Here is an 11,805-nt window from a genome sequence, read left to right as displayed (position 1 = left end):
TCTCGGCGGCGGTCGGTCTGGTGCTCGGTACGGAAGCCGGACGAGGAATCACTGCCCGACGCAGGAGGGCGCACCGGCCGGAGCCGGTGCGCCCTCCTCGCGCGACCCGAAACGGGCCGGTTGGGATCAGGTGTTGTTGCCGCAGCTGTTGACCCACTTGTGGGAGGCCGCGTTGTCGTGGACGCGCTGGCCCTGGCCGGCGTTGTTACCGGCGGTCCAGCTGAAGACGTGGCTGTTGTTGCGCAGGTTCCAGTCGTGGCCCTGCCCGATGCAGGCGTAGGCGCTCTGGTAGTTCTCGTTGTAGTAGATGTTCACCTGTGCGAAGGAGCTGCCGGTGCCCCGGTTCGAGACCCAGTCGAGCTTGTTCTGGATCGAGTCCGGCCAGTCGGTGCTGTTGCCAGCGTTGCGGTAGGTCGTCCCGTTCTCGTCGGCGTAGGCGCAGAACTCGCCGGAGTTACAGCCTCCGTCGGCCTGGGCGATGCCGGGCGCGGCCAGGATCGCGGTGGCGGCCATGGCCGCTCCGGCCAGAACGGTACGAAGCTTATTCATGATCATTCGGTCCTTTGATCGTATCGATGAGTGATGTCGGTGACTTGGTTGATGCGCCGGATTTCCTTCGCGGCCCCGGTGGATCCGGTGTCCCGGTGTCCCGGTTCGCCCTGTGGTCCCCACGGGTCCGCCTCGTTGTGCTGTTACGCGGTGTCAGTTCCGGCCGACCACACCGCGAGCCTTGGGCAGGGCGTTCAACTGCATGCGCCGTGCCGTGTCGTACGCCGCGCGGTACTCGCCGTACAGGACGTCCGAGTAGTGCCGGTCCAGACGCTGCGCCGTGGGCGAGAGCCCGGTCGCGCGGCTGCACTCGGCCTCGTCCACGGCAGCCCTGACGTCCTTCGCCTGCGCCCCCCGGGCGGTGTCCCGCAGACGGATGTCACGCAGCGCCGGGGGATTCTCGGCCACATGGCCGCGACGCTTCATGCAGTCGCGCCACTTCGCGAGCACGGACCGGAACGCCGGGTCCTCGGCGACCCGACCGACCCGCATGCCTGGCAGACCGTTCACCACCTGGATGGAGCGGTACCAGGCGCGCGCATCCCCGTAGAGGCTTTGCCACGAGGCCGCGGCACAGCCCTTTTCGCTGTGGCTGAGGATGCCGCCCATGGGAGGTGTGGCCTTGAGCCTGTTGCCTCCCCCGCTCGGCCCGAAGAGGGCGTCGCCGTAGACCTCGTACCGTGCCTTCGGAAGTGAGTCGAGGTAGTGCTTCTCCTCGCTGTCCTTCCAGTTGCGTTCGGCACGGCGCTCGATGTCCCGGCCGTACCCGTGCCGTGCCGCCCACGTCTTGTCGTCGATCCCGTAAGGGAATTCGCGGTAGTCCGGTGCCGGCAGCCGGGGGGCGGGCCAGTAGCGGAAACCCTTGTCGGCCATGCAGTCCCGGATCAGCAACTGTTCCGCGCGGTGCAGGACGTCCAACTGCGCCGCCGTCGGCTTGGGGGGCCGTTCCTGGCCCTGCTCGGCCGCCGAGTTCGCGTTCCCCCTGGGCGGCTGGGCGGCCGAGTCGCCGCCGCTGATCGTCACGACGGCCACGGCCAGTAGACCCGCGCACATCGCGGCGGCGAGCAGCCACCGCAGTCCCACCCCAACACGCACGACTACTCCCTCCCTTGTGGTTCCTGTTCCTTGTGGTGCCTGTGCGGTCCGTGAACCGACGCTTCGAAAGCTAGCTATTGGGTGATCCGGGAGGACATCCGGAATTTGCGGGAGTCCCTTTTCTCGCCGGATCGGGCACCGTCGCGACGGAACAGCCATGTGGATCGGTGACAGGAGGAGCTGGGGTCGCGTAAGGCCCCAGAGAGGAGAGGTGCACGCTGGGCGGCGTCGGCTATCTGGTCGTGCTGACGGCTCTGACGGCTCTGACGGCTCTGACGGCCACGGCATTGGTGACTTCTGCCGTCGCCAGGTGCCGCGCGCCCGGCGCCCGCGGCATCGGCCGCCAGACCACCTGCCCCGGTCTCTCGCCGTAGGAGGCGAACCGCGGTCCAGCTACGAGATCGGCAACATCGTCTACTGGTCACCCGGTCCCGACATCGCCGCCTTCTACGACCACGACGGACAGTCCATCCCCGACCCCGGCATCATCGTCCTCGGCGAGATCGACTCGGGGGCCGATGCTTTCAAGAAGTACGACGGCACGGTCGACGTCACCATCGAGGCCGTCGACTGAGGTCCAGCCGGAAACCACCGAGATCGTCAACCGAGATCGTCAACCTTGAACAGGAGGGGGGCGGTCGTGGTGTCGCGGGCCGCGAAGGTGGCCGGGGTGAGGCCGGTGCGGTCGCGGAAGAAGCGGCCGAAGTTCGCGGGATCGGTGAAGCCGAGGTGGGCGGCCACGGTCCGGGCGTCCCACCGGGCATCTCCCAGCAGGCGCCGGGCTTCCAGGAGGCGCCGCTCGTCGATGAGTTCACGTACTCCCTTGCCGGTGGCGTCCCGGGCGGCACGGCTGAGGGTGCGGACCGAGCAGCCGAGCAGCTCGGCGTAGTCCGCGGCTTGGTGCAGCTCGCGGAAGTGCAGCTCCAAGACGTCCAGGAAGCGTCCGTACCTGTCGGCGCGGCCCGTGCCGGCTGTGGTCGTGCCGGTGGGGGCGATGCCCGGGGAGTTGGCCAGGCGCAGCAGCAGCGATTCGAGCAGGCTGCGCCGCAGGGCGTGGTGGACGCCGAGGGGGCGGCGCCCCAGTGCGCGGTGTTCGTCCAGGAGCTGGAGTGCCGTCTGCTGGAGCCAGGCGGTGTCGTCGGGGTGCGGGCTGAGCACGGCAGGGGCCTCGTGCGCGGTGAGCGGGGCCAGGAGGCGGGCGAGGTCGGGCCGCAGCACGTCCGGTTCGAACAGGATGAACGGGCCGCGGGCCGCGCCGGGCGGATGCCAGCACTGCGCGTGCCCGGGACGCACCCACAGCCACTGGCCGGGGGCGACGTTCCGCGTGACGTGGTCGACGTCGTGCCGCAGCTCACCCTCGGTGACCAGGATCAGGTAGTGGAAGGTGGCGCGGCCCGGACGGGGCGGGTTCCACGGCCAGTCGTCGTGCTGGGCGAAGAAATCCTCGACGGTACTCACCTCGAGGCCGTACGGAGTACCGACCGGGGGCTGGAAACCGTACAGCGGAACCGCAGCTGGTCCGGCCTGCCCGCTCGGCCTGCCCGGCAGGCGATCAGCTCCGGCATCCCGCTGGGTCGCATGGGCCTGCCCGAGGAGGTCGCGGAAGCCGTCGTGTACCTGGCCTGCGATGCCTCCGCCTTCGCGTGGGCCAGGACCTTATCCTGGACGGCGCCAGAGCGTCTCTGACAGCGAGGATGCGGCCGGGAGACGGGCAAGGGGCGTGGGTATGTCGGTGGCGGACCATGACCGAACGGAAACCGGTGGCGATACGTGCCAGGCCGGATATCACGCGCAGATCAAAGCGGAGAACCGCGCGCGCATCATCCGCGTCGAGGCAGTGGGCAAGCTCGGCGGCCTGGCCGCGACCAAGGGCATCACCGTCTCTCAGCTGGCCCTGGCCTGGCTGCTCACCCGGGGCGAGCACGTCGTGCCGATCCCCGGCACCCGCAGCGTCCAGCGCATCGAGGAGAACACCGGCGCCGTCGACGTCCCTCTGACCGGGTCCGACCTCGCCATGATCGACGAGATCCTGCCGCACGGCGGATTCGGCGCCCGCTACTCCGAGGATCACGCGCCCGTCTGGATCTGAGTCCGCCCCGGGCCCGAGCCGCCCTTCCTGACGGACACCACCGGGAACCTCTCCCCGAGGGCCCCGAACAGCCCCGCGCGCCTGCCGCCCGGAGTCAACAGGCGAGTCCGTCACCGCACGAAACCACCGACCAGGACAACCATCGGACTGTGTTGGTCCACGCCGAGCGGTGCTGGTCAACTACCCAAGGCAGCCAAGGCTGGTCACACGGCAGGGTCTCTGATCAGCATCGGACAACGCTGCATCTGGACCGGGGGATCGCGGTTGTCCGGGTATGTCTTCTTGGCGCTCGCTGTCTCTCCCTGGACGCCGGGCAGAGCGATCCTGTCCCTGGGCGCCCAGGCCTTCCCGTCCGCGATCCTGCACCGGCCAGGCCGCACTGACATCCGGATCAACGCGCCGACCGCCTACGACACCTACGTCTACGTCGATGCCGCACGTCTCAGCGGTCGCGCCACGCAACAGACGTGTGTCTCCGCCGGCCTGCTGCTCGGGGGAGGCCCGCTCGAATTCCTGCTGGGCGAGCAGTTGGACAGCATGTGGGTGGGGGATTCGGAGAGTCTGCCGAGATGCCAGGCGGGCTCCGCCGGCCAACCGGCGGAGCCCGCCCTCGTGGTGATGGTTCGTCAGGCTGTGTGCAGCGTCAGTCCGTAACGGCTGAGAATTTCGTTGACGGGCTGGAACCAGGTCTGGCCGCCGGTGGCGCAGTTGCCCCAGCCGCCGGAGGTCACGCCCTGTGCCTGGTCACCGCTGATGAACGAGCCGCCGGAGTCGCCGGGTTCGGCGCAGACGCTGGTCTTGGTCATCTGATACACCGGACCCTGGCTGTAGTTGACGGTCTCGTTGTGTGCCTGGACCGTCCCGCAGTGCCAGTGCGAGGTCGATCCTGAACGGCAGATGGACGCGCCGACGGGCGCCACGGCCGAGCCGCGCACCAACTGGTCGGACACCGTGCCCCAGCCGAGCACGACCGGTACGGTCCACCAGCCGCTGCCCACGTTGACCCAGGCGTAGTCGTTGCCGGGGAACGAGGAGCCCTGGAAGTTGCCGATGTAGGAGCCGTCCCAGCCGCTGACCCCGGCACCCGCCTGTCCGCAGTGTCCGGCGGTCACGAATCCGCCGTACACCGAAAACCCTATGGAACAGCGGATGTTGCCCGTGTAGTAAGGGTCGCCGCCGACAGTTCCGGCGGCGAAGGTCGTGGGTGCGCTCGACGTCTCCTCCACGGTGACGGGCCCGGCTTCATGGGCGCGGTCGAGGAACCGCTCGACATCGTTGTCGTCGCGCTGACCGGTGACAACACTCACGACAACCGAGCCTGCTTTCGGATCGGCGTGCCAACTGCTGACCCCCGCGGGAACGGACAGCTTCTCCAGGCGAGCCTGGGTCGCGGCGAGTTGTCGTGCGGTGTGTGTGACGGTGCGGACGGTCGCGCCGGTGACCCGTACGGCGCGGAGGGTCGTCGAGGAGGCGTCGCGGGTGACGCCGACGGTCAGTTTTCCGCTCGGGGCGTCGAACCAGGAGCCGCCGTACGAGGCTCCCGCGGCCCGGCGGGCCTTCGGTTCGGCGGCCGTCGCCGCCTTCTCCGCGGCGATGCGCGCCACGGCCTGGGTTTTTGACAGGCCCAGGTCGCGCTGCATGGCGGAGAGAAGCCCCGCGGAGGCGGGTGCTTCCGTGGTGGAGGGAGAGTCGCTGGCGGAGGCAGGCAGCGAGCCTGCCGTCGCGAACGTGCCGAACATGAGCAGCGCGGCCAGACAGGCGCGCGGAATCGTCGTGCGTCTCAAGGGAGTTGCCCTTCGTTGTTCCAGCAAGGTGGGGATGGAACGGAGGTGCAATGAGAGCGCTCTCACGCGTGTGGCTCGGCAGAGCGTAGCGTCTGACCGTGGGCAGGTCCATACCAATGCACTGCCCGAGTGCTGACCGGTCGGGGGCGGCGGGCAGGGTCTGTCGCGTCCAGGCAGGGGCGGGGTGATGTCTGCGTCCGGGGCCTCGCATGGCACCGCAGCGTTCGTGGGCTGTGGCGGAGTGGCGAAGGAGGGGCGCCTGGTCGGCTCGGGCGTACCGGGACGTGCCGCCGCAGGTGGACCCCTTCGTCCACGCGCCCCGCTTCGGCTACCTGGTCCTCCTCACGGTCCGGATGTCTGCGGGATCCTTCAAGCGGGTGTGCTGCTGCGATTGAAACCGTTCAATTGTCAACGCCGGGGACGCGTCGGGCACCGCCGACCACTTCTGCCCACCCGACGGCCCGTCAGGAAATTCCTGTGCGTTCCATTGACCCCTGCCTCGTACGCCCCTACGTTCACCGCCGTGAATCGATTCATCGTTTCTATGTGAGGGGCCGTAATGATCAGCAGGAGGAACATCCTGGCGGCCGCGACCGCCACAGTGGCCGCCGCCGTGGCCACCGACGCGGGATCAGCGGGGGCCGCACAGGCTTCCACACAGGCCTCGGGGAGTACGCACCGCGGCACCCTGCGTGTCACCACGCCGACCGTCGAGTACGTCCGGCACCCCCTGGGACTCGACACCCAACGACCGCGACTGAGCTGGCCGTTGGCCTCGGACAAGCCGGGCGGGAGCCAGAGCGCCTACCGGATCCGTGTCGCCTCCAGCACGTCGCGCTTGTCGCACCCGGACGTCTGGGACAGCGGAAAGATCACCTCCGGCGAGTCGGTCCTCGTCCCGTACGCCGGGCCTCAACTCAAGCCGCGTACGCGTTACTTCTGGTCCGTGCGGGTGTGGGACGCCGACGGCGGCGCCTCCGGCTGGAGCGCGCCGGCGTGGTGGGAGACCGGTCTCATGGATGCCGCGCAGTGGACCGCGCAGTGGGTCTCCGCCCCTGCGGCCCTCACCGACGCGCCCTCGCTGGCGGGCTCCGCGTGGATCTGGTTCCCCGAGGGTGAGCCCGCCAACAGTGCGCCCGCAGGCACCCGTTGGTTCCGTCGTGCCGTAGATCTCCCGGACCGGATCACGGCCGCGACGCTCGCCATCAGCGCTGACAACGTTTTCGCCGTCTCGGTGAACGGCGTCGAGGTCGCTGGCACCGACCTTGCGACGGAGTTCGAGAACTGGCGCCGGCCAACCGTTCTCGACGTTCTCGCCCAGGTGCGTTCGGGCAAGAACGTCCTGGCGGTCTCGGCGGCCAACGCGAGCGTGGGACCCGCGGGACTGGTCGCCGTCCTCACGGTCCACACAGCCTCCGGCGAGCAGCGGATCGTCACCGACGCCTCCTGGAAATCGACGAACCAGGAACCCGCCGCCGACTGGCGTGGGGCGGACTTCGACGACAGCGGCTGGCCCGCGGCGAAGGTGGCCGCGCTCTGGGGAACAGGGCCTTGGGGAAGGGTCGTTGCGGCGTCGTTCGCCGCGAACCAGTTACGGCACGAGTTCAGGCTCCCTCGCAAGAAGGTGGCGAGCGCCCGCCTGTACGCCACGGCTCTCGGCCTGTACGAGGCCCACCTCAACGGTCACCGCGTGGGCCGCGACCAGCTCGCTCCCGGCTGGACCGACTACCGCGAACGCGTCCAGTACCAGACGTACGACGTCACCAAGCTCCTGCGCCCCGGCGCCAACGCCATCGGCGCATGGGTGGCGCCGGGCTGGTACGCGGGCAACGTCGGGATGTTCGGACCTCACCAGTACGGCGAACGCCCGGCGCTGCTCGCGCAGTTGGAGGTCCAGTACGCCGACGGAACGAGCGAGCGCATCACCTCGGACACGGACTGGCGAGCCACCTCCGGGCCGATCGTCTCCGCCGACCTGCTGAGCGGCGAGACGTACGACGCGCGCAAGGAGACCTCCGGCTGGACCTCACCCGGCTTCGACGACCGGACCTGGCTCGACGTCCGTACGGCCGGCGACGCGGCTCCCGACCTGATCGTCGCGCAGCTGGACGGGCCGGTCCGGGTGGCCAAGGAACTCCCGGCCAAGGCGGTTACCGAACCCAGGCCGGGCGTCTTCGTCTTCGATCTCGGCCAGAACATGGTCGGTTCGGTACGGCTGCGTGTCTCGGGCGACGCGGGATCGACCGTACGGCTCAGGCACGCCGAGGTCCTCAACCCGGACGGCACCCTGTACACCGCGAACCTGCGCACCGCCACGGCCACCGACACGTACACCCTCAAGGGCGGTGGCGAGGAGACGTACGAGCCGCGCTTCACCTTCCACGGCTTCCGCTATGTCGAGGTGACCGGGTTCCCCGGCACCCCCTCGGTAAATGCCGTGACAGGTCGCGTCATGCACACCTCCGCGCCCTTCACCTTCGAGTTCGAGACCGACGTCCCGATGCTCAACAAGCTGCACAGCAACATCACTTGGGGGCAGCGCGGCAACTTCCTCTCCGTACCGACGGACACCCCCGCGCGCGACGAGCGCCTCGGGTGGACGGGTGACATCAACGTCTTCGCACCCACGGCCGCGTACACCATGGAATCGGCCCGCTTCCTCACCAAGTGGCTCGTGGACCTGCGCGATGCCCAGACCGCACAGGGCGCCTTCACCGACGTCGCGCCGATGGTCGGCACGGTCGGCAACGGCGTCGCCGGATGGGGCGACGCCGGCGTCACGGTTCCCTGGTCCCTGTACCAGGCGTACGGGGACCGGCAGGTCCTGGAGGATGCCTGGCCGTCCATCCAGGCATGGCTGACGTACCTGGAGAGGAACAGCACCGGCCTGTTGCGGCCGGACGCGGGCTACGGCGACTGGCTGAACGTCTCCGACGAGACGCCCAAGGACGTCATTTCCACGGCCTGCTTCGCCCACAGCGCCGACCTCGCGGCCCGGATGGCCCACGAACTGGGCAAGGACGCCACCCCCTACCTCGACCTCTTCACGCGCATACGGACAGCGTTCCAGAACGCCTACGTCACCGCCGACGGCAGGGTGAAGGGTGACACGCAGACGGCCTATGTCCTCGCCCTGTCGATGAACCTGCTGCCGGACGCGCTGCGGGGGGCGGCAGCCGACCGTCTCGTCGCGCTCATCAAGGCCAAGGACTGGCACCTGTCGACGGGATTCCTCGGCACGCCCCGGCTACTGCCCGTCCTCACCGACACCGGCCACACCGACGTCGCGTACCAGCTGCTCCAGCAGCGCTCCTTCCCCAGCTGGGGCTACCAGATCGACAGGGGCGCCACCACCATGTGGGAACGCTGGGACTCCATCCGGCCCGACGGCAGCTTCCAGGACGCGGGCATGAACTCCTTCAACCACTACGCCTACGGCTCGGTGGGGGAGTGGATGTACACGAACATCGCCGGGATCTCGGCGGGCCGCCCCGGCTACCGCGAGATCGTCGTCCGTCCGCGCCCGGGCGGCGACGTCACCACCGCCCGTGCCACGTTCGCCTCGGTCTACGGCCCGGTCTCCACACGCTGGCATCAGCGTGCCGGCGGCTTCGCCCTCACTTGCTCCGTGCCGCCCAACACGACCGCCGAAGTATGGATTCCGGCGGCTGCTCCGGAGAAGGTCACCCACACCCGCGCGACGTTGCTGCGGCAGGAGGACGGCTGCGTGGTGTACCGGGTCGGGTCCGGCAGCCACCGCTTCACCACGTGACCCGCACGCCTGTTCCGACGGCTCACTTCAGCAGCAACTGAACGATGGCCACGGTACCGATCGTCACGATGAGGGTCCGCAGTACCGCGGGACTGAAGCGGCGGCCCACGGTGGCTCCGATCTGGCCGCCGATCGCGGAACCCACTGCGATCAGCGATACGGCCGTCCAGTCGAAGTCCGCCACGAAGAGGAAGAAGACCGCGGCGACGGTGTTGACCACGGCGGCCAGGACGTTCTTCGCGGCGTTGAGGCGTTGCAGCGTCTCGTCGAGGAGCATGCCCATCAGGGACATGTAGATGATCCCCTGGGCGGCGGCGAAGTAGCCGCCGTAGACGCTCGCGAGGGTCAGGCCGGTGAACAGCAGCGGGCCACCGTCGCGGTGGCCGGAGTGGCCGGTGCGGCTGCGGCGGCGTCGCACGCTCCTGCTGATCAGGGGCTGCAGCGCGACCAGGACGAGGGCCAGGCCCACCAGGGCCGGCACGATCATCTCGAACGCGGAGGCAGGCAGGGCCAGCAGGAGTGTGGCGCCCGTGAGGCCGCCCAACAGGGCGCCGACGCTCAGTTTCAGGAGGCGCCGGCCCTGCCCCTTGAGTTCCTTCCGGTAGCCGATGGCTCCGCTGATGGATCCGGGGATCAGCCCGAGCGCGTTGGAGATCGTCGCGGTGACGGGCGTCAGGCCGGTGGCGAGCAGAACGGGGAAGGTGATGAGTGTTCCGGAGCCGACGACGGCGTTGACAGCACCTGCACTCACACCGGCCGCGAACACGGCGGCCATGCCCTCAGGCGTCACGCGGCGAACTCCTTCGCGGCTGCCGGGACCGGGACCGGGGCCGCCCCAGCCGTCCGGCAGCCGGTGGCCCACACGATGTTCATAAAGCTGACTCTAACTACCACTGCGAGCCGAGAGATGCCGGTCGGCGTCCATGGCGGCGGTCGCAGACTGGTGCGCATGGAGGAGGCCGGCGCCCGACCGTAGGCGCACGGCTTGCTCCTTGAGCAGCCGCCGAAATGCCTGTACGTCGGGCGCCGATCCTGCCAGCGACAGTTACGAACTCGAGTCACGGCGCTCTTCGCAGAGGCGGATCGCCGACCCCGCCCTCGTCTCATCCGGCGTAAGTCGAAGGCCACATGGGAGTCCAGCTCGTACTGTGGCTTCGCCCAGTAGTCGAAGCAGTCTCGAAGCAGGCAGGGTAACTCTTGGGAAACACACGCAAGTTCTTCATACCGGCCGCCGCCGTAGCAGCGCTCCTCACGGTCTCGGGGTGTTCGGAGGACAAGCCGGCCGCCGCCCAGGCTTCCCCGTCCGAGCTCGCTCACTACACGGCAGCTCCCGGACCGGCCACTCCGACGCAGAGCCCCAGGACGGCCGCGCCCGCGGAGTGCGTGAAGACCACTGGCATGAACGTCGAGCGGCTGACCGGCTATCTGAGGGAACTGCGCAGCGGCAGCGGCGAATACCGGTCCAAGGGCCTGACCCTGGACTCCTCCGGGCTGAACTTCACCCCGGAGGCGATCCAGCGGCCGTGCGAGGCAGTCACGGTGAAACTCGCCCACTACTGGGTCGATGTGGAGAAGACAAGAGAGGCGACTGTCGTCAACCCGGCCCGCTACGAGTACCGGTACACGCTGATCGGCGTCACCTCCCACAAGGCCGGTCCTCAGGACGGCAGGGTCCCCGATACCGCGCCGCCGGAAAGCAGCGCCTGCCGGGGCACGGTTTCGGTGGTCTACCTCGGTGGAGACATTCCGCTGCGATCCCTGCCCGACGACTTGGAGCTGATCGATACAACAGCCCCCTTCCCGGTCCAGGTGGACGGAGACGGGGTGCTGTCCGCGATCTACGTCTCGCCCGCCCTCGTGGAGTCCTGCTGACCACCGGTTCGGGCGGGGTTGCGCGGCGGTAGCAGGCGAGTTCGCCGGTGGTGCGGCCTTGTCGCTCGTCGTGTGAGCGGTGGCGACATGGCCGAGCCACCTCCACAACGGAAACCGAGCCCTTCAGCAGGGTCGGGCATGCTCGGGCGACGGTATCGGTCGCGCGGTCGCGGCCCATACGGCTTGAGATCGCCGGTCTCCTCCGCGATCAGCACCGCGTCCTCGTCCACCAGGGCCGCGACCGCATAGTCTCGCCCCCGGTGCCGCAACCGGTCCGTGTCCCAGGCCGCCTTCGCCAGGAAGCCCTGCAGCCGGTCAGGGTTGGGATGCCTCCGCGAACTTCGCGAACTGCCACAGGTTCTTTGCGCGGCACCCCGCTCAGCGCACCGCGCAGCATCGCCCGCAGGTTCTCCCGCGATGGCGGACGCGCGAACGCATCGTCCACCGAGGCACACAACGCCTCCAACTCCCCATCCAGCGACCCGAATCCCGGCCTCCGGCAGCCCGGAGCGGCCTTAGTAGCTGTTGTCGTTCCGATCTTGAGGGGTGTGCGTCGAACGGGAGTCTCGATCGGGTGGTTGCCGCCGGCTGCGGGCATGAAGGCAGGGCCTCTTGGTAGCTCGGGGTTGCGAAGCCAACCGAGA

At 69.1% G+C, this 11,805-nt stretch carries 10 protein-coding genes; 5 read left to right on the top strand and 5 right to left on the bottom strand.

The genetic code is table 11. The features are described 5' to 3' along the window. Positions 1 to 126: 126 nt before the first annotated feature. Positions 127 to 549, bottom strand: coding sequence for a peptidase inhibitor family I36 protein (locus G3I56_RS40965; RefSeq protein WP_164418337.1), 423 nt, complete (start codon positions 547 to 549; stop codon positions 127 to 129). Between the two features lie 153 nt (positions 550 to 702). Next, positions 703 to 1,644, bottom strand: coding sequence for a hypothetical protein (locus G3I56_RS40960; RefSeq protein WP_164418335.1), 942 nt, complete (start codon positions 1,642 to 1,644; stop codon positions 703 to 705). Between the two features lie 310 nt (positions 1,645 to 1,954). On the opposite strand from G3I56_RS40960, the gene G3I56_RS45190 reads away from it, so the two are divergent. Further along, positions 1,955 to 2,218, top strand: coding sequence for a cyclophilin-like fold protein (locus G3I56_RS45190; protein ID WP_164418333.1), 264 nt, complete (start codon positions 1,955 to 1,957; stop codon positions 2,216 to 2,218). 26 nt (positions 2,219 to 2,244) lie between these two features. On the opposite strand, the gene G3I56_RS40950 is transcribed toward G3I56_RS45190, so the two are convergent. Beyond that, positions 2,245 to 3,102, bottom strand: coding sequence for an AraC family transcriptional regulator (locus tag G3I56_RS40950; protein ID WP_343240212.1), 858 nt, complete (start codon positions 3,100 to 3,102; stop codon positions 2,245 to 2,247). Between the two features lie 268 nt (positions 3,103 to 3,370). On the opposite strand from G3I56_RS40950, the gene G3I56_RS40940 reads away from it, so the two are divergent. Continuing rightward, positions 3,371 to 3,733 (top strand): aldo/keto reductase, encoded by a 363-nt coding sequence (locus tag G3I56_RS40940; protein WP_164418331.1) that lies wholly within the window; start codon positions 3,371 to 3,373, stop codon positions 3,731 to 3,733. Positions 3,734 to 3,997: 264 nt separating this feature from the next. Then, a complete protein-coding gene (locus G3I56_RS40935; protein WP_343240211.1) occupies positions 3,998 to 4,387 on the top strand; it encodes a glycoside hydrolase domain-containing protein in 390 nt (129 codons plus the stop codon). On the opposite strand, the gene G3I56_RS40930 is transcribed toward G3I56_RS40935, so the two are convergent. Then, a complete protein-coding gene (locus tag G3I56_RS40930) occupies positions 4,360 to 5,517 on the bottom strand; it encodes a S1 family peptidase (protein WP_239135418.1) in 1,158 nt (385 codons plus the stop codon). The genes G3I56_RS40935 and G3I56_RS40930 overlap by 28 nt on opposite strands. A 559-nt stretch (positions 5,518 to 6,076) precedes the next feature. Here G3I56_RS40930 and G3I56_RS40925 point away from each other — a divergent pair. Beyond that, the gene (locus G3I56_RS40925) at positions 6,077 to 9,289 is read left to right on the top strand and encodes an alpha-L-rhamnosidase (RefSeq protein ID WP_164418328.1); all 3,213 of its coding nucleotides are present in this window, start codon (positions 6,077 to 6,079) and stop codon (positions 9,287 to 9,289) included. A 22-nt stretch (positions 9,290 to 9,311) separates the two neighbouring features. On the opposite strand, the gene G3I56_RS40920 is transcribed toward G3I56_RS40925, so the two are convergent. Then, entirely contained in the window at positions 9,312 to 10,064 is a 753-nt protein-coding gene (locus G3I56_RS40920; RefSeq protein ID WP_164418378.1) for a sulfite exporter TauE/SafE family protein, read from the bottom strand. A 422-nt stretch (positions 10,065 to 10,486) separates the two neighbouring features. Here G3I56_RS40920 and G3I56_RS40915 point away from each other — a divergent pair, with 422 nt between their 5' ends. Then, entirely contained in the window at positions 10,487 to 11,161 is a 675-nt protein-coding gene (locus G3I56_RS40915; RefSeq protein ID WP_164418326.1) for a hypothetical protein, read from the top strand. Positions 11,162 to 11,805 lie beyond the last annotated feature (644 nt).

Source organism: Streptomyces sp. SID12488 (assembly GCF_010548275.1).
In the GTDB taxonomy this organism is placed as follows: domain Bacteria; phylum Actinomycetota; class Actinomycetes; order Streptomycetales; family Streptomycetaceae; genus Streptomyces.
The sequence above is the reverse complement of the archived record's forward strand: the minus strand, read 5'-3'. Positions and strand labels throughout refer to the sequence as shown.